Origin of the sequence: Burkholderia sp. MSMB1588 (assembly GCF_001546925.1) — a bacterium.
In the GTDB taxonomy this organism is placed as follows: Bacteria; Pseudomonadota; Gammaproteobacteria; order Burkholderiales; family Burkholderiaceae; genus Burkholderia; species Burkholderia humptydooensis.
In genome coordinates this window covers 2,358,566-2,382,545 of record NZ_CM003770.1, presented here as the reverse complement: position 1 = coordinate 2,382,545, position 23,980 = coordinate 2,358,566, and the positions used below count along the sequence as shown (strand labels likewise).

Sequence of the window (23,980 nt, the reverse complement as noted above, 5' to 3'; positions counted from 1 at the left end):
TAATACCGGCGACTGTCCCCCAAACCGGCGGCTACCACTTGCGATTCTTCCTGGTCATGAATGCCTTTTTCTCCCGCTTCTCGATTCGCACCCGGATCTTCTCGACGCTCGGTCTCGTCGCCGCGCTGTTGACGATCACGGGCGTGATCGGCTTCTTCAGCATGCAGAACTCGAACGCCGCGCTCGGCGACGCGTACACGCGGCAGCTCGCGGCGAAGACGGCGCTCGCGTCGGCGAGCCTCAATCTCGCGATCACGCGCACGACGCTCGATCGCGTGATCCTGCATCCGGAGGTGCCCGACGCCGCGAACACGCTCGCGAAGGCGGAGCAGTATCTGGCCGCGTCGGACCGCGGCTGGCGCGACTATGACGCGCTGCCGCGCAGCGACGACGAAAAGACGCTCGCCGCGCAGGCGAACGCGGCGCGCCGCGCGCTCGTCGACGAGGCGCTCAAGCCGTTGATCGACGCGCTGAAGGCCGGCCGGCACGACGAAGCTGACCGCCTGATGATGACGGTCGCGCCGCCGCTGTCGGTTGCGTGGACGAAGGCGACGGCCGCGCTCGATGACGCGCGCGCCGCGTACGGCAAGGCCGCATACGACGACGCCGAGCAAATGTACGGCTGGCTGCGGCTCATGCTCGGCGGGCTGATCGCGTTCGGCCTCGCCGCGTGCCTTGGCTGCGCGATCGGCCTGCACTTCGCGATCACGCAGCCGCTCGTGCGGATCCTCGGGCACCTGCGCCGCCTGTCGGACGGCGATCTGACGGGCGAGCTGCGCTGGACGTCGCACGACGAAATGGCCGAGCTCGTCAAGGGCCTCACGACGATGCAGCGCAGCCTGTCGGACACCGTGCGCAAGGTGACGAACGGCTCCGAATCGATCGCCACCGCGACGCGCCAGATCGCGGCCGGCAACACCGATCTGTCGCAGCGCACCGAGGAGCAGGCGGCCGCGCTGCAGCAGACGGCGGCGAGCATGGAGCAATTGACCGCGACGGTGAAGCAGAACGCGGACAACGCGCGCGAAGCGCAGAACTGCGCGGACAGCGCGACCGACATCGCGACGAAGGGCGCGACGGTCGTCGGCGAGGTGGTCGGCACGATGGCCGAGATCGACCAGAGCTCGCAGAAGGTGGCCGACATCATCGGCACGATCGAAGGGATCGCGTTCCAGACCAACATCCTCGCGCTGAACGCGGCCGTCGAGGCCGCGCGCGCGGGCGAGCAGGGCCGCGGCTTCGCGGTCGTCGCGGGCGAGGTGCGCACGCTCGCGCAGCGCTCCGCGTCGGCGGCCAAGGAGATCAAGGCGCTGATCGGCGAATCGGTCGAGCGGGTCGCGACGGGCTCGCGTCTCGTCGGCTCGGCGGGCGACACGATGCAGGAGATCCAGCGCGCGATCGCGCGCGTGACCGGCATCATGACCGAGATCTCGGCCGCGTCGAACGAGCAGCGCGACGGCATCGAGCAGGTCAACCGCGCCGTCTCGCAGATGGATCAGGTGTCGCAGCAAAACGCGGCGCTCGTCGAGCAGGCCGCCGCCGCCGCCGCGTCGCTCGAGGAGCAGGCGGACGGGCTGCGGCACACGGTCGGCGCGTTCCGCGTCGTCTGACGGGCGCGTTGCCCGATCGCTTCGTGCGGCGGGTCCGTGTTGCCCGCCCGACGCGATTTGCCGCGATCCGCCGCGACCGTTCCCGTCAGGCGGAAGGCGCGATCCGCTGCGCCGCGCGCCGCGCCGCGACGACGATCAGCTTCATCGTCGCGCGCGTCGCGCCGACGAACAGCTTGCGCGCCGCCCGCTCGTCGAACGCGTCGAAGTCGACTTCGGTCAGGATCACGCACGGCGCCGCCTGCCCCTTGAATCGATAGATCGAGTCGAGCAGCACGTCGCCTTCCCGATATTCCGGATTCCCGAACAGATCGTATTTGCCGGTGAAGCTCTTCACGCGGTGCGGGCCGAGCTGGTCGAGCGCGGCGAGCGCCGAGCCCTCGCGCCCCCTGAACGACAGCACCGCGATGTCCTGCTTGCGAAAGCCGAGCGCGAGCGCGTGCGTGATCGCGCGCTTCGTTGCGTCGATGCACGCTTGCGCGGCCGATTCCGCGTCCGCCGCGTCGTACGCGGAAATCGAGATCTCCGATCCGCCGAACGGGCTGCCCGACGTGAGTTCGGCCGCGAGCGGCTCGACGCTGCCGACGACGTCGCGCACATAGTCGAGGATGTCGCGCGGGCTGCGGTAGTTGGTCGTCTCCTTGAGCGTCACCCAGCCGGGCAGCGGCACGCTGTCGCGCATGTAGAGGTTCTGCAGCGGGTCCTCGAGCCACCACCATGCGCCGTCAGGCGCGACGAGCCGCTCGAGCGCGCCCGCCCACGACGGCTGGAAGTCCTGGCCTTCGTCGACGATCAGCGTATCGAACCGCCAGCGCTCGGCGATCGGCGTTTGCGCGAAGCGCGCCTCGAGCTGCGCGAACGCGTCGTGCGCGCCGAAGTCGGGGGCGTGGCCGCCGTCGCGCGCGATCCAGTCGCAGAGCTGATGGTAGTTCGCGATCGTCGCGCCCGCGGGCGCGATACGCGCGACGTGGTCGGCGAGCGGCCGGTTGAAGCACACGTACAGCACGCGCTTGCCGGCCGAGATCGCGTCGCGCATCGCCTGCACCGCGAGCTGCGTCTTGCCGGAGCCCGCGGTCGCGATCACGCGCAGCCGGAACGGCGCGAACGCGAGCCGGCGCGCCCACGCGGCGAGGCCGCCCGCGAGCCGCGTGACGAGCGTGTCCGCCTGGCCGACGAGCGCGCTCGTGTCCGGCGTGAGCGACAGCTCGTCCGCGAGGAAATGGTGGATCTTCGCCGCGCTCGGAAAGGGCGGCTCGTCGGCGGGCAGCGCGTCGACGATGCGCGCGGCGAGCTCGTGCCTGCGCGTCGCGTCGACGATCCGCGCGGGCGCGACGCCCGCGATCGCGGGATTCCTGATCGTGTAGTCCGGGCAGTACAGCAGTTCCTCGACGCCGTAAGCACCCGCGCCGAGCGCGGCGGTGAGCCGGCGATGCAGGTTTTCGAGCGTGCGCGCGAGCTGGATCGACACGTTGCGCTCGGTCTGCAGATAGACCTTGACGAGCCCCTTCGGCGTCTCGCGCAGGAAGCCCGCCTTCTGCTCGATCACGAGCACGCGCCCGGCCGGGCTCACGATCACGAAGTCGGCTTCGCCGAATACCGAGAAGTTCTGGTCCGCGCGCGTCCAGTGCACGCCGTGATAGACGGTGTACGCGTCGGGCAGTGTCCGCTCCAGCGTCGCGAGCGTTTCGCGCTCGCGCTCGGCCGCGCCCGTGGCGGCGAGGTTCATCCAGTCGTCGGGAATGATGCGGGCCATGTCGGGTCCTGGCAGGGCGTGCGTTGGGCAAGGGTCGCCGTATTGTACGCAGGCGCGTGCGGGACGGGGCGCGCGGCGAAGGCGCGGCATGCCCGACATCCGCGGGCCGGCGCGCATGCCGCGCGCTTTCGCCGTCACGCGCGCGACAGACGCTTCGCGAGATCGGCGCTCAGGATCGCCATGCGGGCGGGTTTCTCGTAGCAGACGACGTCGTAGACGCGGATCACTTCGCTGATCTCGGCTTCGCTCGCGCGGCCCGTCAGCAGGTCGCCCGTCAGCACGAAGATCGGCGCGCCCGGATTGTCGGACGCGCGCACGGCCTGGATCGCGTCGGCGGCGTTGCGGCCGTCGAACATCCACTCGGTGACCACCGCGTCGAATGCCTGGCCCTGCAGCGCATCGGCGAACGCATCGACGCTGCCAAAGCGCGCCGTCACGAAGCCCTGCTCGTCGAGATAGCGGCAGACTTCGTCGGCGCTCACGCTGTCGGCGTCGATCACGGCGACGAGCAGCCTGTCGCTTTCCGCGCGGCGCGGATAGATCTCGATCTTGTGAACGTCGTACGCGTTCTGGTAGAGCACACCCGTGTGGCGCAGCACGCGCCAGCGGCCCTGCTGTTCGTACGCGACGAACTCGGGGCGCGCGCCGGCGTCGAGGAGCCCGCCGATCCATGCGGTGCACGCAATCTCGGCGATGCCCGCATACAGCACCGCGTCGCGCGCGCATGCGCCGACCATGCCGGGATCAAGCGCCTGCGCGCCGAACAGTTGCGCGGCGGGCTCGCCATACGCTTCGGCGACTTTCTTGATTTGCGCGAGCGTCCAGGGACTGCTGCCGCGCAGCTTGCGATGCCCTTGCGAAAAGCTCAGGTCGAGAATTCGGCAGAGCTCGGTCGTCTGCTGACGCTTGCCGATGCCGTGGCGGGTCATCAGCTCGCGCACGCGCTCGGCGACCGCAAGGGAATCCGTGGTGATTGCTTCGTTGGTCATGCTGCGGGAACGGCTCGGATCGAATGATTCAGAACGGAGCGCCTGATGGCGCACGGTACGGCATCATCGGATGCCGTCGGATGAAGCGAGCCGACCGGCCACGCATGGAAAGATAACTTTACCGCAAAACAAAGTTCGTCCTGCGCACTAGTGTGCGTTTTTCTGTGAAAGGTGTTTCCTCAAGTTACTGTGACGGGTTTTCGCCGATGGCGTTTTCATCGAAACTTCCGACATGACCACGACCTATCCGCTTTACAAGACGCTCGCGCGTGCCGACGAGCCGTTTCCCGCCCAGGCCGACGTCGTCATCGCCGGCGCGGGCATCATGGGCTGCGCGGCCGCCTATTATCTCGGGTTGCGCGGGATAAAGGCGGCTGTATTCGACAAATCCCGCATCGCGGGACAGCAGTCGGCGCGCGCATGGGGCTTCGTGCGCCAGCAGGGCCGCGAAGCCGCCGAAGTGCCGCTGATGATGGCCGGCATGCGCCTGTGGGAGGGGCTCGAGCGCGAGCTCGGCGCCGATCTGGAATGGCGGCAGGGCGGCTGTCTCTATATCGCCGACAACGACGACGATTGGGCGTCGTTCCAGCAATGGACGGATGTCGCGCGCGCGCACGGGCTCGATACGCGCACGCTCGCGCGCGCCGAGATCGATGCGCACGTGAGCGGTCTTGCCGCGCCCGCGCTCGGCGGCCTCTACACGGCGAGCGACGGCCAGGCCGAGCCGCGCCGCGTCGCCGCGGCGTTCGCCGCGCGCGCGATCGAAGCCGGCGCGCGTTTCGTCGAAGGCTGCGGTGTGACCGCGATCGACACGTCGGGCGGCGCGGTGTCGGGCGTCGTCACCGAGCGCGGCGTCGTGAAGGCGCGGCGCGTGATCTGCGCGGCCGGCGCGACGAGCTTTCGTCTGCTCGACGGCGTCGGCATCCGGCTGCCCCAGCACGCGGTGCGCGGCACCTGCATGCGCACGAACGCGCTGCCCGCCGTGTCCGCGTCGACGATCTGGGGGCACGGCCTCGGCATCCGGCAGCGCGCGAGCGGCGCGATCAATCTCGCGGACGACATGCAGGTGGACGTCGATGTCACGCTCGGCCATCTGCGCGGGCTGAGCCTGTTCCTGCCCGAGCTGTGGGCGCAGCGCGAAAAATTCCGCTTTCGTCTGAACGGCGCGGCGTGGCGCGATCTGAAGGCGCGCATCGCGGGCGGCGTATCGGCGATCGAGCCGCGCGATCCGAATCCGCAGCCGAATCCCGCGCATGCGCCGCGCGCGCTCGCGAAGCTGAAGGCGATTTTCCCGGCGCTGCGCGATGCGCAGATCGTCGAGGCGTGGGCGGGCCTGATCGACGTGCTGCCCGACGGCATTCCGGTCATCGATGCGCCGCGCGCGCCGGACGGGCTCGCGATCGCGACCGGGTTCTGCGGGCACGGCTTCGCGATGGGGCCGATTGTCGGCCGCCTGCTCGCCGAGTGGGTCGACACCGGCGCGACGTCGCTCGATCTGTCCGCGTTTCGCGCGGCGCGCTTCGTCAACGGGACGATGCGGCGGCCGGCGAGCATGCTGTAGCGTCGATGTCCGCTCAAGGCGATGACGGCGGCGCCGGCGGCCGCGGCTTTCGCTGCGCGCGGCGCCGTCTCGCGGCGTAAAATCGCGACGCCCGGTTCTGGAGAAAAGCATTGGCTTCGCCATCCGAATACCGCAAGTCGCTGCGATTTCGCCTGCGTCGCGCGCGCACGCCGTGGAAGGCGCCGCGCCCGCGCACGCTGTTCACGCGGCCCGCCGCGTCGCCGCTGCGCACGCTGACGTTTCGCCTCGCGCTCGTCGTCGGCCTGTGCGTGCTCGCGTTCCTCGTGCTGTATCTCGATCGCGACGGCCTGCGCGATTCGACGAAGAGCGCGCCGATGAGCATCGCCGATCTCGTCTATTTCACGATGGTGACGGTCGCGACGGTCGGCTACGGCGACATCGTGCCCGTCACCGCGCGCGCGCGTCTCATCGACGCGTTCTTCATCGTGCCGATCCGCATCGGCATCTGGTTCATCTTTCTCGGCACCGCTTATCAATTCGTGATTCAACGAGTCATAGAGGAGTACCGCATGAAGCGCCTGCAAAAGAATCTGCGCGATCACGTCGTGATTTGCGGCTACGGACTGAGCGGCTCGATCGCCGTGCGCGAGCTGCTCGAAAGCGGCGTCGATCCGGCGACGCTGATCGTCATCGATTCGCAGGAGCAGGCGCTCGAGGCGGCCGCCGCGCTCGGCGTGACGGGCCTTTGCGGCGACCCCGCGCACGAGGATCTGCTGCAGCAGGCGCAGGTGCGCAGCGCGAAGGCGGTCATCATCTCGGTCACCGACGATCCGACCGCGATCCTGCTTACGCTGTCGGTGCGCAGCATCGCGCCCGATACGAAGATCGTCGTTCGGATCCAGGAGAACCTGTATCAGCGGCAACTGCGGCAGGCGGGCGCCGACGTGATCGTGTCGTCGACGAAGATCGGCGCGCTGTTGCTCGCCGACGCGGTCGAGAGCCGCTACATCGTGCCGTTCGTCAACGACATGCTGTCCACGCGCGGCCGCGCGACGCTCGTCGAGCGGCCGGCCGCCGCGCACGAAATCGGCTGCATGTCGAACGCGGTGACGGGCGCGCTTGTCGTCGGGCTCGATCGCGGCGGCAAGATCCTGTCGTTTTACGAAGATCCGCCGTGCCGGATCGAGGCGGGCGATACGCTCGTCGTGATCCAGTCGACGCGCGCGATGGAGCGCGCGGGCATCGAGCTCGCGGACTGAGCGCGGCGCGGCGGGCCGACGCGCCGGCCACGCGCCGCTCAGTTCGCCGCCGCGGCGGCAAGGGGCGCCGGCGCTGTGCCCGGCTTCACCGCGACCGATTCGCGCACGAGCGCGGCGAGCCGCTCGGCGTCGTGCTCGGGGACCCAGTGCGTCGCGTGCGGCAGCACTTCGAGCCGGTACGGCCCGCTCACGAAATCGCGCGCGAGCTCGGCGCCCCGCCGCGACAGCGCCGCATCCCGCGCGCCCCAGACGTGCAGAACGGGCACGGGCACCTTGCGGGTCAGATAGCCGGGCGGCGTCAGCGCGATTGCGCGATACCAGTTGAGCGACGTCGTCAGCGCGCCCGTGTCGACGATGTCGGCATAGACGGCTTCCACCTCGTCGCGCGTCATGCCCGTGCCCGTCAGCATTTTCTCGAACAGCCCGCGACAGCGCGTGACGAACAGCTCCGGCAGCTTCGGCAACTGGAAGAGGCCCATGTAATACGAGCGGAACAACTGGTCGCTGCTGAGCATCGAGCGCATGAACGCGCCCGAGTGCGGCACCGACACCGTCGTCAGCGTGCGCACCGCGGCGGGATGCCGGCCCGCGAGCGCCCACGCGACGGCCGCGCCCCAGTCGTGCCCGACGACGTGGACCGGGTCGCCGCCGAGCCGCTCGATCAGCGCGACGACGTCGCCGACGAGATGCGGCATCCGGTACGCGGCGACGCGGCGCGGGCGGGCGAGCGGCGAGTAGCCGCGCTGGTTCGGCGCGATGGTTCGATAGCCGTCGGCGTTCAGCAGGGCCGCGACGCGCGTCCAGCACTTCGCCGTCTGCGGCCAGCCGTGCAGCAGCACGATGATCTCGCCGTCGGCCGGGCCCGTATCGACGACGTCGAAAGTCAATCCTTCGTGACTGAACGAACTCACGCGGCGCGCATCATCCATGATCGGATCTCCTGATTTTTGACGTCGATATCGTGTGACCGGCGTGCGCACAGTGCGCGCGGCGTCGGAAAAGTCTAGTGGGCGGTTGCCGGTTTGCCTATTGGATATTCGTGATGTGATTCATTGACGATCCGGAAATTGCGGGCCGCACGCGCGACGGCGCTCCCGCCGACGTGCACGGCGATGCCCGCGGCAATTGGGGGAAAACCTCGAGCGCGCGGCGTCGGCACGAGGATCGACGCCGTGCAGCATCCGAGCCGGCCCGGAATCCACTACGATCCTCTTTTCAATTTCAGGACAGGAGAGCGGCATGAGCGAACGAGACCGCGAGCAAGGCAAGGCGCGCCGGACACAGGTGATGGGCGACGCGTTCGTCGATCGCGCGATGAGTAATCTGGACGGCTTTTCGCGGCCGTTGCAGGACTGGCTGAACGAGCACGCGTGGGGCAGCACGTGGCAGCGCGGCGGCATCGACCTGAAGACGCGCAGCCTCTGCACCTGCGCGATGCTCGCGGCGCTCGGCCGCGGCCACGAGCTCAAGGGGCATGTGCGTGGCGCGCTGAACAATGGCGCGACCCTCGTCGAGATTCGCGAGGTGCTGCTGCACAGCGCGCTGTATGCGGGCGCGCCGGCGGCCGTCGAGGCGTTTCGCCACGCGCGCGAAGTGATCGACGCGCTGGGGCTCGATGTGCCTGACGACGGCGCGTGACGGCGCCGCGGCGTCGCACGGTCTCGCGGCGTCGGCCGGCCGCGCTTGCGCGGGCGGCTGAACGCTTGCGAACCGGCGTCCATCGGTGATACTGATGTCGCGACGCCCGGCGCCGCCGGCAACGCGAATGTGCAGCCGAAGCGCGGCGGCAAGGCATCGCAGGGCATCCGCCGCGCGGCCCGACCCTGGGGCCGACACGCCTTGGATTCCCACCTTGGACAAGAGGACACCCACGATGACGACAGCGGTTTTCGACGCAGCGCAGACGGCGCGCGTCACGCCTTTCGCCGGGCTGGTCGACGCGTTGCGCGCGGCGGCGCTCGATGCGGCCGCGGGCCGCATCGCGAGCCCGGCGCGGCTCGTCGTGCCGCTCAACGAAGGCGGGGTCATGCTGTCGATGCCCGCGTCGGCGCCCGATCTCGCGATCCACAAGCTCGTGACCGTATGCCCGCGCAACCGCGGCGGCGATCTGCCGACGATCCAGGGGCAGGTGAGCGTCGTCGATCCGACGACGGGCGCGCCGCTCTTCGCGCTCGACGGGCCGACCGTCACCGGCCGCCGGACGGCCGCGGTCACGCTGCTCGCGATCCGCACGTTCCTCGCCACCGCGCCGCGCGACGTGCTGCTGATCGGCGCCGGCACGCAGGCGGCGCACCACGTCGACGCGCTCGCCGCGCTGTTTCCCGGCGTGCGCGTGCGCGTAAAGGCGCGCGCGGCTGCACGGGCGGCGGCGTTCTGCGAGCGTCTGCGAACGGTGCTGCCGACGCTCGAGCCGCTTAGCGGCGACGCGCTGCCCGACACGCTCGACGCAGTCATCACGTCGACGACGAGCGCGACGCCCGTGTACGACGAGGCGGCGCGGGCGGGGCGGCTCGTCGTCGGCGTCGGCGCGTTCACGCCCGACGCGGCCGAGGTCGGCGCACGGACGATCGCGGGCAGCGCGCTCTACGTCGACGATCCGGCGGGCGCGCGCCACGAGGCGGGCGACCTGATCGTCGCGGGCGTCGACTGGGCGCGCGTGCGCTCGCTCGCCGACGCGCTGCGCGCGCAGGACGAAGCGCGCGCGGCGGCGACCGTGCCCGCTTCGGCATCGACATCGACATCGACCGGGCCGGCGCCAGGCGCCCCCGTGTTCTTCAAGAGCGTCGGCTGCGCGGCGTGGGATCTCGCCGCGTGCCGCGTCGCACGCGCATTCACTTGACGCATTCGAGCGTGTACTTGAGCGCGGGGCCGATCAGGCGGCGCCACACGTCCCATGTATGCGCGCCGTCGACGATCCGCAGCGCGGCGGGATTCTGCGCGCGCCGCAGGCTCGTGTAGAGCGCGCTCGATTCGGCCTGGATCGACAGGTCGTCGTCGCCCGCGGCGATGAACATCCGCAGCCGCAGCGGCTGCGCGAAGTAGCTGCGCCACAGCGCCGGATAATTGAGCTCGTGCCAGACCTTCGGATCGAACTGCCGGTCGCCGAACACGCCGACGTAGCGCGCGGCGGAGCTCGATGGCGGCTCGTTCGCATAGATCGCGGGGCTCAGCAGCATCGCGCCGCAGAAGCGCTCCGGCTCGAGGAACGCGAAGCGCAGCGCGCCGTAGCCCCCCATCGACACGCCGCCGATCGCCCGTCCCGCGCGCTGGTTCGACACCGCGTAATGCGCTTCGACGTCGGGAATCAGGTCGTCGAGAAACGCGCTCTGCATCTTTTCCTTGCGATCGACGTACCAGTCGGTGCCGCCTTGCGGCATCACGATCACGACGGGCGGAATGTCGCGGCGCTCGATCAGCGCGTCGGCGGTGAGCTGCAGGCGGCCCTGCGTGATCCAGTCGTTCGCGTTGCCGGCGTTGCCGTGCAGCAGATACAGCACGGGATAGCGCGCGCCCTCCGGGTTGTAGCCGGCCGGCAGATAGACGGAGTACGACCAGTCGCGATGCAGCGCGGGCGAGCGGAACGTGCGGGTGACGATGCTGCTGGCGGGGGCCGCGTGCGCGGCGACGGTGAGCGCGGCGGCGAGCAGCGCGACGAGAGGCGGGACGAATCGGCGCATGACGGCGTAATGGGTATGGACGCGGATATGCTAGCAGCGGCGAATGACGGCCGTATGCGGACTTTCAGCGTCTCGGGCGGCGCAGCGGCAGTCGCAATGGCAGCCGCAGCGGCCGCCGCCGCCGCGATTGCCGGACGAAGCCGGACGCCCGCGCGACGAGCGGCGCGTACAGCTTCGCGACGACATACAGCAGGCCGACCGCGGCCGCGTCGGCGACGAGGCCGAGCCGCACATCCAGATAGCCGTCCGTCGCCGTGTACAGCAGCGAATCGACGAGCAGCGAAATGCCCGTGCCGGCGACGAAGCACAGCAGGCCCTGACGGCCGATCGTGCCGATCCACGGCATCGCCCGCGCGATCCGGTGCATCCAGCCGAGATGGACGAGCTTCGCGGCGAGCCAGGCGATCGCGATGAAGTTCGCGAGCCGCAGCGCGCCGAGATTCTGCTTGATCGACGGATCGGTCGGGAACGGCTCGACGCGCAGCCGGTAGTACGCGCCCGCCGCGACGACGACGAGCGCGGCCGCGGTCGCGAACCAGCCGACCGGCCGTTTCGCGAGCACCAGGTAGATCGGCTGGCAGCGCGCGATGATGCCGAGCACGAACAGGAACTGCCACGCGAACGGATTGAAGTCCCACGGCACGCCGTCGACGGTCGGCAGATAGCCGGCGATCTTGCGCGCGGCGAGCCACGTCGCGGCGCTCGCGGCGACGAGCAGCCACCACCAGCGGCCGCGCGCGACGGGCAGCGCGAGCGGCACGAGCAGCGCGAAGAACGCGTACATCGGCAGCACCGACGCGAGATACGGCTGGCGCCTGAGCAGCAGGATGTCGCGCAGCGCGGCGAGCGGCGCGTGCATCAGCCCGTCGAGATCGTTGGTCGGCATGTTCGGCGCGTCGATCGCGAACGCGTTCAGCACCGCCGTGATGAAAAGCATCAGGCCGGCCGTGAACAGGAACGCGCGATAGATTTCAAACGCGCGTTTGATGAAGCGCTGGCGCGCGGCGGCCTCGGTGTGGCGCGCGGCGAGCGAGTTGTACGCGATCGCGGTCGCGAAGCCGCCGAGGAAGACGAACACCTCGGCCGCGTCGCACAGCGCGTACGCGTGCAGCGTGACGCGCGACAGCATGCTGCCGCCGATGTGATCGACGACGATGACGAGCAGCACGAGACCGCGGAAGAAGTCGAGCTCGGCGTAGCGTTGGGCTGGCGCGGCGTTCATGCGGCGTCGCGTGTGCGCGACGCGCGGCGGACGCGGTGCGGGGCCTGGGCGGCAAAAACGGGGACGGACAAACGGCGCATGACGAAGTGCGGCATCGCTACATGATTGGATTCAAACGACGATGGTCGCGCATTGTGCCATCGATGGCGAGGGTTACGGGTTTACGCGAAGTTACAAACGATTCTGACAAAACCCCGACGCATCAGTTGGCAATACGCAACGGAATGTAAAAAAAGTGATGCACCAACATGGACGCTGCATTTTTTGCATGACAGTATTTCCCTCACCGCAGTAATCCCGCGATATGGGCCGTGGCGACGGGATGCGCTGAAAATGCCCCAGGACGGGGCGCAGAAACGCCGAACGCATCGTGGCGGCCTGGCATTCGCGAGGCCGCCGAATCAAGGTCTGGAGACATCGATAATGAAAAAGCACGTCATTTCCGCTGCCGCATTGCTCGCCTTCGCCGCGCCGGTTTTCGCCCAAAGCAGCGTCACGCTGTACGGCGTGATCGACGAGGGCTTCAACTACACGAGCAACGTGAACGTCAACGGCGTCGGCAAGAGCAACTACCAGCTCGCGAGCGGCTTTGCGCAAGGCAGCCGCTGGGGCCTGCGCGGCTCGGAAGACCTGGGCGGCGGCCTGAAGGCCATCTTCACGCTGGAAAACGGCTTCGACGTGAACAACGGCCGGCTCGGCCAGGGCGGCCGGATGTTCGGCCGCCAGGCGTTCGTCGGCCTGTCGCATGCGCAATACGGTTCGCTCACGCTCGGCCGTCAGTACGATTCGGTCGTCGACTACCTCGCGCCGCTGACCGCGAACGGCAACTGGGGCGGCACGCTGTTCTCGCACCCGTTCGACAACGACAACACGGATAACTCGTTCCGTGTGAACAACACGATCAAGTACGCGAGCCCGGACTGGAACGGCCTGCAAGTCGGCGGCACGTACAGCTTCAGCAATGCGACGGGCTTCTCGAACAACCGTCAATACAGCATCGGCGCCGCGTACACGCTGGGCGGCCTGCAACTCGCGGCCGCGTATCTGCAGGCGAACAACCCGGGCAAGACCGCGGGCGGCGCGATCGCCGACAACGACGCGAACTTCACGGCCGACCGCCTGCGCATCTTCGGCGGCGGCGTCAACTACACGTTCGGCCCGGCGACGGTCGGCTTCGTCTATACGAAGACCGACGTGAAGAACCCGGTCTCGACGGTCTATCTGCCGACGGCGACGTTCGCGGGCCTCGGCCTGACCGCGACGAAGTTCCAGAACTTCGAAATCAACGGCAAGTACCAGTTGACGCCGGCGCTCTACATCGGCGCGCAGTACGTGTACACGGACGGCAAGTTCGACGCGGCCGCGGGCACCGTGAAGCCGAAGTACCACACGGTCGGGCTGATGGCGGACTACAACCTGTCGAAGCGCACCGACGTCTATCTGCAGGGCGCATACCAGAAGGTCGCGGGCGACAAGACGGGCACGATCGCGGACGGCGGCTACGTCGTCGGGACGGATGGCCCTTCGGCGTCGGCGAACCAGTTCGCGGTCCGCGCGGCGATCCGCCACAAGTTCTGATTCATCCGGCGGCACCGAACTGCGCGCGTGAGAACGCGCCGCCTCGCGGTTCGCGCCGTATTTCCGAGCCGCAAGCGAACGGCGACCGACGAACGCCTGCCGCCGAGCGGCCGCAATCAGGCCGCGAACGACTCGCCTTTGCCCGGATCGGGCGCGAGAAACGCGATGAAGTCGCGCGTGTACTTCGGCAACTCGTCGAAGCTGCGCGCGCAGATCGTCAGCCGGCGGTGCGCCCACGGGTCCGTCAGCTCGATCAGCCGGATCTGCATCGTCTGCTGCGCGCGCAGCGCCGCGTGGCGCGACACGATGCCGATCCCGACGCCGCGCTCGATCAGCCGGCAGATCGCGTCGAAGCTCTTCAACTGGACGCGGTAGTCGATTCGCTTGCCGAGCGCCTTCGCCTGCTCGGCGAGATGGACCTGCAGTGCGCTGCCGTCCGTCATGCCGATGAAGCCGGCATCGACGAGTTCCGCGAACGCCACCCGCTCGCGCGCGGCGAGCGGGTGGTCGAGCGCCGCGACGGCGATCAGCCAGTCCTCGCGAAACGGCATCTGCTCGAGCCCGTCGAGGCCGACCGAATCGGCGACGATCCCGAAATCCGCGGTCTTGCCGCGAATCGCATGAACGATCTCCTGGCTCGACCGTTCCTCGACGCTCACCGACAGCTTCGGATGGCGCGGCAGATATTCGGCGAGCGCGTCGGGCAGGTATTCGCTGAGCGCGGCGGTGTTGCTGAGCAGGCGAATATGGCCGCGCAACCCTGCGCCGAACTGCTGCAATTCGCCGCGCATGTGGTCGATCTGCTGCAGCACGACGCGCGCGTGATGCTCGAGCGCGTGGCCGGCTTCGGTCGCGCGCGTGCCGCGCTTTGCGCGCTGCAGGAGCGGCACGCCAAGCTCTTCTTCCATGCCGCGGATCCGCTCGCTCGCGGATTGCAGCGTCATGTGCGCGCGCTCGGCGCCTCCCGTGATGCTGCCGGCTTCGCAGACGTGCAGGAAGAGTCGCAGATCGGTCAGATCGAATCGCATGGGGCTGACTTGCGTTGTCGTTGTAATGGCCGATAAGGTAACAGGATTGCGGGCCGTCGCGGTCAGGCAGTGCCTGAGGCCCGCTTCGCGGGTTCCGCATTTTCGTGCGACGAATTGCCGCGCATCATGTCCGCTCGTTCGTCGACATGGAGTCGCGCATGCGAAGCAACTCGTCTTGGCTGCTGGCGTTCAAGGTCGCGTTGCATATCTTCTTTCTCTGTTGCGGCATCGCTTTCGCATATTCGACGCTGACCACGCCGGACCCGTGACGCATGCGGCCCTCCGAGCGCGCGCACATCCGCTGCACGCCGGTTTGTCGCGCGTCGAGGCCGCGCGCGTTGCGTCGCATCGGCGAATTATTTCGTTCGCCATAAGATTTGATCCACTCAATTTCTGCTGCCGCAATTCCCGCTGCGATTTTGTCATCATTCTTGCATCCGGTTACACGCGCACCTGACGAATTTTGAGATGCTCGAAAAATTCAATGACCGGAGTTGTCTCGAGCATGAGCATGAGCAAGAGCGAGATCGACCGCAGTGTTGCGTGGCTATCCGGCGTGGCCGCCGCGCTCGTCGTCGCGGGCTGTGCGACCACGTCGCCCGTCACGCCGACCGATACGCTCGCCGGCGCGGCCGCCGCCGCGTCGTCGGCAAGCGCCGCGCAGCCCGCGGCCGCGCCGCCGCCGGGCGACGCGGCGCAGCATCAGGAGCAGGCGGCCGCGCCGGCGCCCGTCGCGACGCGCTACGTCGTGAAGCCCGGCGATACGCTGTCGGCCATCGCGGATGCGAACGGCTGCGCCGTGCGCGATCTGCAGAGCTGGAATCGGATGGGCCGGCGGACCCGGATCGGCGTCGGGCAGGTGCTGCGGATCGCGCCACCGGGCGCGGAGCGCGCGGCCGCCTCTCAGTCGGCAAGCGGCGCGCGCGTCGCGCCCGTTGCCGGCGCGGCGGCGTCATCGGCCGACGCATCGCAGCCCGCATCGGCACCCGAAAGCGCCGCGGAGCGCGCGGCGGACCATCGCGTCGTCCAGGAAACGAAGCGGCATGCGCAGTCGATCGCGCTGGCCTGGCCGGCGAAGGGCGCTGTCGTCGAAACATTCCAGCCCGGCCGCAATCGCGGCATCCGGATCGTCGGGCACGCGGGCGACCCGGTGCGCGCGGCGGCGTCCGGCCGCGTGATGTATGCGGGCACGGGCCTGAACGGCTACGGCACGCTGATCATCGTCCAGCACAACGCGGATTTTCTGACTGCTTACGCGCATAACCGCAAGGTGCTCGTGAAGACGGGCGACGTCGTTCAGCAGGGCGAACAGATCGCCGAGATGGGCTCCGGCGACAGCATGCGCGCCGGGATGCTGTTCGAGGTGCGGCGCGACGGCAAGCCCGTCAATCCGATGCAGTACCTGGCGGGCCGGCAGCAGGGATAGCGCAACGCGTGCGCCGGGCCGACGTGCGTCGCACGACATCGTGCGCGGGGGCGCTCACAAATCCGCACGCATTCGTGTGACGAGAGCTGATACGCTTGCGGGTCGCGATGTCGGTGCACGGGCATCGCGGCGCGATTCACGCCCGTTCAATCTCCTCGCTATCCACCTGATGAATCATTCTCCGTTACGCCGCTCGCTGCTCGTTGCAGCCGTTTCCGCACCGCTCGCCGGCGCATGTGCGCCGCTGCGCGGCAACTCGAAAAACGTCGCCGCCGAGCGGCAATTGCGCGAACTCGAATCGACGTTCGACGGCCGCCTCGGCTTCGTCGCGCTCGATACCGCGACAGGCGCGCGCATCGCGCATCGCGCCGATGAGCGCTTTCCGTTCTGCAGCACGTTCAAGATGATGCTCTCGGCCGCGGTGCTCGCGCGCAGCGCCGACGACGCCGCGCTGCTGCAGCGACGGATTCCGTACGCGAAGCGCGACCTCGTCCGCTATTCGCCGATCACCGAGCGGCACGTGGGCGCCGGCATGACGGTCGCCGAGCTGTGCGCGGCGACGCTCCAGTACAGCGACAACACCGCGGCGAACCTGCTGATCGATCTGCTCGGCGGCACGCAGGCCGTCACCGCGTATGCGCGCTCGATCGGCGACGCGACGTTCCGCCTCGATCGCCGCGAGACCGAGCTGAACACGGCGATTCCCGGCGACGAGCGCGATACGACGACGCCCGCCGCGATGGCCGCGAGCGTGCGCCGGCTGCTCGCGGGCGATGCGCTCGGGGCCGCGCAGCGCGCGCAGCTCAACGCGTGGATGCTCGGCAACAAGACGGGCGACGCGCGGCTCCGCGCGGGCGTGCCGGCCGGCTGGCGCGTCGCCGACAAGACGGGCACGGGCGATTACGGGACGGGGAACGACATCGGCGTCGCGTATCCGCCGGATCGCGCGCCGATCGTGTTCGTCGTCTACACGACGATGCGCAGTCAGAACGCGCCGGTGCGCGACGACGTGATCGCGGCGGCGGCGCGGATCGCCGCGCGGGCATTCGCCTGACGGCGCGCGGCCGCGCGCGTCGCCATTCGAGCGTCCGGTAGGAGTCCGGTCGTGTTCGTGTGCGCCGCGAGCGGATGCCCGTATCGTCGCGCCGCGAGCGGTGGTCTGCCGCGCGCCGGTTATCCGGCGCGACATCGCCGTCGACATCGGCTCCGACAACACGCAACGCGTGACGTGGCCAGCGGACAGTGCGGCCTGTTTGTCGCACGTGACGCGATTCGCGGCGCTGATGCCTGCGATCGTCTGCGATCGTCTGCGATAGCGGCGCGATGAAGGTGCGCCCAAACCGGGTTCGGCAACGCCCGAATCGCGTGCGCAAGCCCGCGGCAACGCCTGTTTCAATGCCTGCTCGATGCATTCGACCCATGCCGGCCCGGCCTCGCTGCGCGTGCGGCGAGGGCGTGGCGACGCGACGTCCGACGCCGGTGCTCGCGCAACGCCCGCATTTCGCTTATCGTGACGGCTCGCCCGCAGGCATCGCGTGCCGAATTGCCTGCGCGTCTCCGAGTCTCCCGAGTTTCGTCGTCGACCGCCATGCGCCGCCTCCCGCCCTTGAACGCCCTGCAGATCTTCGCGACGGTCGCGCGCCATCGCAGCTTCACGCGAGCCGCCGACGCGCTATGCGTGACGCAAGGGGCGATCAGCCGCCAGATCCAGTCGCTCGAAGCGCATTACGGCTTTCCGCTCTTCATGCGCCACGCGCGCGGCCTCACGCTGACGGCGGAGGGCGAGCAACTGCTGCCCGTCGTCGTCGAGAGCTTCGCGCGGATCGAGGACATTTCGCTGAAGCTCACGCGGCAGCGCACCGATCTCGCGCTGAAGGTGCCGACCTGCGTGATGCGCTGGGTGCTGCCGCGCATCATGCGCTTCCAGCGCGAGCATCCGGACCTGCACGTGCAGATGACGACCACCTGGCGGCACGACGTCGACTTCCAGAGCGAGCCGTTCGATGCGGCGATCGTCTACGGGACGTCGCCCGGCCCGGACGTGACGGCCGTGCCGCTGTTCGACGAGCGGCTCACGCCCGTATGCTCGCCGGATTGGCTGAAGGACAGGCCGCTTGCGCACGCCGGCGACCTCGCGCGCCATACGCTGCTGCATCCGACACGCGATCATCGCGACTGGCGCCGGTGGCTCGAATACGCGGGCGTGGCCGACGTCGATCCGGATCGCGGGCCGAGCTTCGACTCGCTCGATCTCGCGACGAGCGCCGCGACGCAGGGCTTCGGCGTCGCGCTGGGCGATCTCACGCTCAGCGAAGAGGATCTCGCCGCGCGGCGGCTCGCGACGCCGCTCGACATCGTGCAGAAGACGGGCGCGCGTTATTACTTCGTGTATCCGGATGGCGTCGCGCGACAGCAGAAGATCCAGCGCTTCAGCGCGTGGCTCGACGCGAATCGCGACTGACCGGGCGGCGCGTCCGACGCGGCGACGGGGCGCGCCGCGATCGGTCAGCCGGCGCGCCGATAGCCTTGCGTCGCGCGCAGCAGCGTGCGCGTGTACTCGGTGCCGACGTGCGCCGCGCGCACGTCGTCGATCCCGAGCTGCTCGACGAGCGCGCCGTCGCGCATCACCGCGACGCGGCTGCACAGGAACCCGACGACGGCGAGGTTGTGGCTCACGAGCATCATTGTCAGCCCGCGCTCGCGATGCAGCCGTTTCAGCAGATTCAGGATCTCCGCCTGCACCGACACGTCGAGCGCCGACGTCGGCTCGTCGAGCAGCAGCACGCGCGGCTCGACGATCAGCGCGCGCGCGATCGCGACGCGCTGCCGCTGGCCGCCCGACAGTTGATGCGGATAGCGAAAGCGGAATGCGGGGCCGAGGCCGACTTCGGCGAGCGCGCGCGCGATTCGCTCGTCAGCGTCCGGTATCCGGTGGATCGCGAGCGGCTCGCGCAGCGTCTCGTCGACTGTGAAGCGCGGGTGCAGCGACGCATAGGGGTCCTGAAACACCATCTGCACGTCGCGCCGGAACGCGCGGCCGAGCTTGCCGCCGACCGGCCGCGCGCCGATCGACAGCGTGCCGCCCGCGAGCGGCACGAGGCCCGTCAGCGCGCGCAGCAGCGTCGACTTGCCGGAGCCGGATTCGCCGACGAGCCCGAACGCCTCGCCCGCGGCGACGGCGAGACTCGCGCCGCGCACCGCGTCGACGTGGCCGGTGCGGGTCGGAAAGCGGATCGATACGTCGTGGATGTCGATCATCGGTGCGCCGCTCATCGTGCCGCCTCCGTCAACCATGCCGGATCGCGCTCGAGCACCGGCAGCTCGTCGGGCGGATTCGCGAGCGGCGGCGTCGCGGCGAGCAGGCCGCGGGTGTACGGATGCGTCGCGCGGTCGAGGTCGCGCGCCGCGCACGTCTCGACGATGCGCCCCGCGTACATCACCGCGACGCGATCGCAGAACGACGTCACGAGCGGCAGGTCGTGGCTGATGAACACGAGGCCCGTGCGATGGCGCGCGATCATGTTGTCGAGCACCGCGAGCACCTGCATCGACACCGCGACGTCGAGCGCCGAGGTCGGCTCGTCGGCGACGAGCAGGCGCGGGCCCGTCGACACCATCATCGCGATCATCACGCGCTGGCCCATCCCGCCCGACAGCTCGTGCGGATACGCGTCGGCGACGCGCGCCGGATCGCGGATCTCGACCGACGCGAGCGCATCGACGATCCGCGCGCGCAGCGCGCGGCCGCGCAGGCGGGGCTCGCGCAGCCGGAACGCCTCGGCCATCTGCTTGCCGACCGTCATCACCGGGTTCAGCGAATATTTCGGGTCCTGCAGGATCATCCCCATCGCGCCGCCGCACAGCTTGCGCCGCTCGCGCGCGCCGAGCGCGAGCAGGTCGCGGCCTTCGAAGCGCAGCGTCCTGGCGCGCCACTGCGCGGCGGCGGGCAGCAGGCCGAGCAGCGCGCGGCCCGTCAGCGACTTGCCGGAGCCGGATTCGCCGACGATGCCGAGCCGCTCGCCCGGCGCGAGCGTGAGCGACAGATCGCGCACGGCCTCGACGAGCGTGCCGTCGTGCGTGCGAAACCCGATCTGCAGCCCGTCGATCTCGCAGAGCGGCGGCGTGTTCGGGGAAGCGGGGCAAGCGGACACGTCAGGCTCCATGACGCGGATCGAAGACGTCGCGCAGACCGTCGCCGAGCAGGTTGAGCGCGATGCTGACGACGAGGATCGCCGCGCCCGGCAGCGTCGCGACCCACCACGCGTCGAGCAGCACGTTGCGGCCGGACGCGACCATGAAGCCCCATTCGGGGCTCGGCGGCTGCGCGCCGAGCCCGAGAAAGCCCAGGCCCGCGACGGTCAGGATGATGCCCGCCATGTCGAGCGTCGCGCGCACGATCACCGACGACAGGCAGAGCGGCACGACATGGCGCAGCACGATCCGCAGATCGGACGCGCCTTGCAGCCGCGCCGCGTGGATGAAGTCCGCGTTCGCGATGCGCAGCGTCTCCGCGCGCGCGAGCCGCGCGTACGCGGGCCACGCAGTGATCGAGATCGCGACGACCGCGTTGACGACGCCCGGCCCGAGCGCCGCCGCGAACGCGAGCGCGAGCACGATCTTCGGGAACGCGAGCGCGACGTCGGTGATCCGCATCAGCGCGCTGTCGACGAGGCCGCCGCAGTAGCCGGCCGTCGTGCCGATCGCGAGCCCGATCGGCACGACGATCGCGACGACGAGGATCGCGATGCCGAGCGTGAGCCGCGAGCCTGCGACGAGGCGCGAGAGAATGTCGCGGCCGAGCTGGTCGGTGCCGAGCCAGTGCGACGGCGAGCCGGGCGGCAGCAGCCGGTCGGAGAGCACCTGGCGCAGCGGATCGTGCGGCATGACGAGCGGCGCGATGAGCGCGACCGTGACGAGCATGGCGAGGATCGCGAGCCCGAAGAGGTTCAGCGGATTGCCGGCGAAACGGCGCCAGCGGCGGTACGCGAGGCCGAGCGTCGCCTGCCGGCGCGACGCGGGCGCGTCGGACAGGAGCCACGCGCGCAGCGTCGCCGCGGCGGGAGTCGGAGCAGAGCGATCGGATGGAGCGTTCATGTGCATGATGAATTCGGACGGACGGGCGCGGCGCGCGCCGGATCAGCGGGCGCGCGGATCGAACACGCGGTAGAGCGCGTCGGTCAGCAGATTGATCGTGATGAACATGACGCCGATCACGAGCGTGCAGCCGAGCACCGCGTTCATGTCGGCGTTCAGCAGCGCGCCCGTCAGATACGAGCCGATGCCGGGCCACGCGAACACGATCTCGGTGAGCACCGAGCCTTCGAGCAGGTTGCTGTACGTGAGCGCGATCACGGTCAGCAGCGGCACCGCGATGTTGCCGAACGCGTGCCGCCAGATCACGCGGCGCTCGGCGAGCCCCTTCGCGCGCGCGGTGACGATGTATTCCTGGTTCAGTTGATCGAGCATGAACGAGCGGGTCATCCGGCTCAGGTACGCAACCGAGTAGTAGCCGAGGATCGCGGCGGGCAGCGCGATGTGCGACAGCGCGTTGCGCAGCACGTCCCACTCGCCGGCGAGCGCCGCGTCGATCAGGAGGCTGCCCGTGCGCGTGTCGACCATCCCGTCGTAGACCGGATCGAGCCGCCCCGGTCCCGCAACCCAATGCAGCCGCGCGTAGAACAGCAGGAGGCCCATCAGCCCCAGCCAGAACACCGGCACCGAGTTGCCGATCAGGCCGACGAACCGCGCGACGTGATCGATCGGCCGGTTGTGCTTCACCGCCGCCGCGACGCCGAGCGGCACGCCGAGCGCGATGCCGATCAGCGTCGCGAGCGTCGCGAGCTCGAGCGTCGCGGGGAACACGCGCTTGATGTCGTCGAGCACCGGGTTCGACGTCAGCAGCGACATGCCGAGGTCGCCGTGCAGCACGTCGCGCGCGTAGATCATGAACTGCGTCGCAAGCGGCTTGTCGAGCCCGAGCGCGATGCGCTCGGCCGCGTAGGCCTGCGGCGACGCGCGGTCGCCGAGCACGGCGAGCACCGGGTCGATCGGAACCTCGCGGCCGATCACGAACGTGAGCGCGAGGAGCCCGGCGAACGTCACGGCGAGCGTGAGCGCCCAGCGCAGCACGCGCAGCGCCCAGCGCACGCCGGGCCGCCGCGCGGGCAGCGTGCGGAGCGCTTCGAGAGGAGTGGCGGGTGTCGACATGTCGTGGTTCCGGTACGGCGTCACTGCTTCTTCAGATTGCGATACGACACGAGATCGTTGATCGGGCCGACTTCGAGGCCGCTCACGCCGGGCCGCGTCGCGACCTGCGCGACCTTCTCGAACAGGATCGCGAACGGCGATTTCGCGAGCACGTCCTTCTGCATCGCCTGATACAACTGCGCGCGCTTCGCGGCGGACGGCTCCGCGAGCGCCGCGTCGGTTTGCGCGGTCAGTTGCGGGATGTTCCACGCGTTGCGCCACGCGAGCATCTTGTAGCTGGACTGATCCGAATTGTCCGGGTTCCAGGCGAAGCCCTGCGCATTGCTGTGCGGATCGATGTAATCGGCCGACCATTCGCCGATGTAGATGTCGTGCTGGCGCGCGCGGTACTTCGCGAGCGTCTGCTTGTTGTCGCCCGGAATCAGTTGCACCTTGACGCCCGCCTGCGCGAAGTTCGCCTGCACCGCCTGCGCGATCTCGGTGTACGGATAGTCGTTGCGCACGTCCATCGTCACCGTGAAGCCGTTCGGCACGCCGGCCTTCGCGAGCAGCGCCTTCGCCTTCGCGACGTCGAGCCTGTACGGATTCGCGTTCAGCGTGCCGAGGAAGCCTTCCGGCATGAACGTCTGATGGACTTTGTACGTGGTCTTCACGACGTGGCTCTGAATGCCGCTGTAGTCGACGAGCCATTTCAGCGCTTCCTGCACGTCCGGCTTTGCGAGCGTCGGGTTCTTCGTGTTCAGGCCGAGGTACAGCAGCGTCGCCTGCGGCGACGGCGTCACCTTCGCCTTGCCGCTCTTCGCGACGGCCGCGAGATCGTCGGGGCTCAGGTCGCGCGCCGCGTCGACGTCGCCGCTTTCGAGCAGCAGCCGCTGGCTCGCCGCCTCCGGCACGTGCCGCAGCACGATCCGCTTCATCGCGAGCGGCAGCCGGTAGCGGTCGTAGCGCTGCAGCACGATGCTGTCGCCCGCCGTCCACTTGACGAGCTGGTACGCGCCCGAGCCCGCCTCGTGCGTCTTCAGCCAGCCGTTGCCGAAATCGTTGCCCTGCTGGTGCGACAGCAGCAGCCTCCTGTCGACGATCGACGCCGGCCATGAGCCGAGCACGTTCAGCACGAAGGTCGGTGCGTACTTGCGGTCGGTCGTGACCGAGACGGTCAGGTCGTCGATCTTCTTCACGTTCGCGAGCGCGTTCGCCTTCGTGAGGCCGATGCCCGCGAGCACCGCGGCCGGCCCCTTGTCGAGCAGCGCCGCGCGCTGGATCGACCACGCGACGTCGTTGGCCGTGAGCGGGTTGCCCGAATGGAACGTGAGGCCCGCGCGCAGCCTGAACGTGAACGTGAGGCCGTCGGGGCTCACCGTCCACGATTGCGCCACGTCGCCGTTGAACTTCGACGGATCGGCGAGATCGACTCGCACGAGCCGGTCGTAGGTGTTCGCGACGTATTCCTCGGGCACCAGCTCATAGATTTCGCCAGGATCGAGCGAGATGAACTCGTCGAGCAGCGTGGCCATCACGAACATGTCTTTCGGCGGCGCCGCGCGCGCATCGAGGGCCGGGACGGCCGCGAACGTGCAAAGCGCGGCGAGCGCCGCGGCGAGCTTGGGCATCGAGAGTTTCATATGCGCTCCATGAGGCAGGGGTTCGGAGTGGGGCAATCGGTTGGGCTCGCGACGGGCGTGTCGCGGGTAGTGCGAGCGTTGCGGGCGGGG

Annotated in this window: 22 protein-coding genes; 9 read left to right on the top strand and 13 right to left on the bottom strand. The window is 69.3% G+C overall.

The genetic code is table 11. The annotated features are described in order from the left end of the window. The first annotated feature begins 56 nt into the window (after window positions 1–56). Window positions 57–1,610, top strand: coding sequence for a methyl-accepting chemotaxis protein (locus tag WS92_RS09780; protein ID WP_006027395.1), 1,554 nt, complete (start codon window positions 57–59; stop codon window positions 1,608–1,610). An 85-nt stretch (window positions 1,611–1,695) separates the two neighbouring features. Here WS92_RS09780 and WS92_RS09775 read toward each other — a convergent pair whose 3' ends face one another. Beyond that, window positions 1,696–3,360, bottom strand: coding sequence for an ATP-binding domain-containing protein (locus tag WS92_RS09775; RefSeq protein ID WP_059930003.1), 1,665 nt, complete (start codon window positions 3,358–3,360; stop codon window positions 1,696–1,698). A 134-nt stretch (window positions 3,361–3,494) separates the two neighbouring features. After that, window positions 3,495–4,349: a helix-turn-helix domain-containing protein gene (locus tag WS92_RS09770; RefSeq protein WP_006027393.1), complete on the bottom strand. Its 855-nt coding sequence runs from the start codon at window positions 4,347–4,349 to the stop codon at window positions 3,495–3,497. A 232-nt stretch (window positions 4,350–4,581) separates the two neighbouring features. Between WS92_RS09770 and WS92_RS09765 the strand changes: the two genes are divergently transcribed. Continuing rightward, window positions 4,582–5,910 carry an NAD(P)/FAD-dependent oxidoreductase gene (locus tag WS92_RS09765; RefSeq protein WP_059930001.1) on the top strand — a complete coding sequence of 443 codons (1,329 nt, stop codon included), beginning with the start codon at window positions 4,582–4,584 and terminating at the stop codon, window positions 5,908–5,910. A 110-nt stretch (window positions 5,911–6,020) separates the two neighbouring features. Beyond that, a complete protein-coding gene (locus WS92_RS09760; RefSeq protein WP_006027391.1) occupies window positions 6,021–7,130 on the top strand; it encodes a potassium channel family protein in 1,110 nt (369 codons plus the stop codon). A gap of 38 nt (window positions 7,131–7,168) precedes the next feature. Here the strand turns inward: WS92_RS09760 and WS92_RS09755 are convergent, their stop codons facing one another. Then, a complete protein-coding gene (locus WS92_RS09755; protein WP_015603544.1) occupies window positions 7,169–8,059 on the bottom strand; it encodes an alpha/beta fold hydrolase in 891 nt (296 codons plus the stop codon). Between the two features lie 310 nt (window positions 8,060–8,369). Here WS92_RS09755 and WS92_RS09750 point away from each other — a divergent pair, with 310 nt between their 5' ends. Together WS92_RS09750 and WS92_RS09745 are read left to right on the top strand one after the other, a co-directional pair. Further along, window positions 8,370–8,768, top strand: coding sequence for a carboxymuconolactone decarboxylase family protein (locus tag WS92_RS09750; protein ID WP_059929999.1), 399 nt, complete (start codon window positions 8,370–8,372; stop codon window positions 8,766–8,768). 235 nt (window positions 8,769–9,003) lie between these two features. Further along, window positions 9,004–9,969, top strand: a complete 966-nt coding sequence (locus tag WS92_RS09745) for a delta(1)-pyrroline-2-carboxylate reductase family protein (RefSeq protein WP_059929997.1) — start codon at window positions 9,004–9,006, stop codon at window positions 9,967–9,969. On the opposite strand, the gene WS92_RS09740 is transcribed toward WS92_RS09745, so the two are convergent. From WS92_RS09740 to WS92_RS36500, 3 genes are all read right to left on the bottom strand, one after another. Next, window positions 9,962–10,807 carry an alpha/beta hydrolase gene (locus WS92_RS09740; RefSeq protein ID WP_006027386.1) on the bottom strand — a complete coding sequence of 282 codons (846 nt, stop codon included), beginning with the start codon at window positions 10,805–10,807 and terminating at the stop codon, window positions 9,962–9,964. The two genes, WS92_RS09745 and WS92_RS09740, sit on opposite strands and share 8 nt — an antisense overlap. 64 nt (window positions 10,808–10,871) lie before the next feature. Beyond that, window positions 10,872–12,029 (bottom strand): OpgC domain-containing protein, encoded by a 1,158-nt coding sequence (locus WS92_RS09735; protein WP_009914871.1) that lies wholly within the window; start codon window positions 12,027–12,029, stop codon window positions 10,872–10,874. A gap of 171 nt (window positions 12,030–12,200) precedes the next feature. Continuing rightward, on the bottom strand, window positions 12,201–12,434 hold the full coding sequence (locus WS92_RS36500) for a hypothetical protein (protein ID WP_082743563.1): 234 nt from the start codon (window positions 12,432–12,434) through the stop codon (window positions 12,201–12,203). An 18-nt stretch (window positions 12,435–12,452) separates the two neighbouring features. Here WS92_RS36500 and WS92_RS09730 point away from each other — a divergent pair, with 18 nt between their 5' ends. Then, window positions 12,453–13,607, top strand: coding sequence for a porin (locus WS92_RS09730; protein WP_015604066.1), 1,155 nt, complete (start codon window positions 12,453–12,455; stop codon window positions 13,605–13,607). A 116-nt stretch (window positions 13,608–13,723) separates the two neighbouring features. Here the strand turns inward: WS92_RS09730 and WS92_RS09725 are convergent, their stop codons facing one another. Together WS92_RS09725 and WS92_RS35695 are read right to left on the bottom strand one after the other, a co-directional pair. After that, entirely contained in the window at window positions 13,724–14,635 is a 912-nt protein-coding gene (locus WS92_RS09725) for a LysR substrate-binding domain-containing protein (RefSeq protein ID WP_006027383.1), read from the bottom strand. A gap of 124 nt (window positions 14,636–14,759) precedes the next feature. After that, window positions 14,760–14,984: a hypothetical protein gene (locus WS92_RS35695; protein ID WP_043282763.1), complete on the bottom strand. Its 225-nt coding sequence runs from the start codon at window positions 14,982–14,984 to the stop codon at window positions 14,760–14,762. 162 nt (window positions 14,985–15,146) lie between these two features. On the opposite strand from WS92_RS35695, the gene WS92_RS09715 reads away from it, so the two are divergent. From WS92_RS09715 to WS92_RS09705, 3 genes are all read left to right on the top strand, one after another. Further along, window positions 15,147–16,061 carry a peptidoglycan DD-metalloendopeptidase family protein gene (locus tag WS92_RS09715; RefSeq protein ID WP_059930307.1) on the top strand — a complete coding sequence of 305 codons (915 nt, stop codon included), beginning with the start codon at window positions 15,147–15,149 and terminating at the stop codon, window positions 16,059–16,061. 169 nt (window positions 16,062–16,230) lie between these two features. Continuing rightward, window positions 16,231–17,115, top strand: a complete 885-nt coding sequence (gene blaPEN-bpc, locus WS92_RS09710; protein ID WP_015603058.1) for a PEN family class A beta-lactamase, Bpc-type — start codon at window positions 16,231–16,233, stop codon at window positions 17,113–17,115. Between the two features lie 534 nt (window positions 17,116–17,649). Then, window positions 17,650–18,522, top strand: a complete 873-nt coding sequence (locus WS92_RS09705) for a LysR substrate-binding domain-containing protein (RefSeq protein WP_059929995.1) — start codon at window positions 17,650–17,652, stop codon at window positions 18,520–18,522. 44 nt (window positions 18,523–18,566) lie between these two features. Here the strand turns inward: WS92_RS09705 and WS92_RS09700 are convergent, their stop codons facing one another. From WS92_RS09700 to WS92_RS09680, 5 genes are read right to left on the bottom strand one after another with little or no spacing between them, the layout of a single operon-like run. Beyond that, window positions 18,567–19,334: an ABC transporter ATP-binding protein gene (locus tag WS92_RS09700; protein ID WP_171845203.1), complete on the bottom strand. Its 768-nt coding sequence runs from the start codon at window positions 19,332–19,334 to the stop codon at window positions 18,567–18,569. Continuing rightward, window positions 19,331–20,224 carry an ABC transporter ATP-binding protein gene (locus WS92_RS09695; protein WP_059929993.1) on the bottom strand — a complete coding sequence of 298 codons (894 nt, stop codon included), beginning with the start codon at window positions 20,222–20,224 and terminating at the stop codon, window positions 19,331–19,333. Before WS92_RS09695 ends, WS92_RS09700 begins: the two co-directional genes overlap by 4 nt. After that, complete coding sequence (gene nikC / locus WS92_RS09690; RefSeq protein WP_059930303.1) at window positions 20,214–21,155, bottom strand: nickel transporter permease; 942 nt, start codon at window positions 21,153–21,155, stop codon at window positions 20,214–20,216. Before nikC ends, WS92_RS09695 begins: the two co-directional genes overlap by 11 nt. Window positions 21,156–21,197: 42 nt before the next feature. Continuing rightward, window positions 21,198–22,268, bottom strand: a complete 1,071-nt coding sequence (locus WS92_RS09685; protein ID WP_009914885.1) for an ABC transporter permease — start codon at window positions 22,266–22,268, stop codon at window positions 21,198–21,200. 20 nt (window positions 22,269–22,288) lie between these two features. After that, a complete protein-coding gene (locus WS92_RS09680) occupies window positions 22,289–23,890 on the bottom strand; it encodes an ABC transporter substrate-binding protein (protein WP_059929991.1) in 1,602 nt (533 codons plus the stop codon). Window positions 23,891–23,980 lie beyond the last annotated feature (90 nt).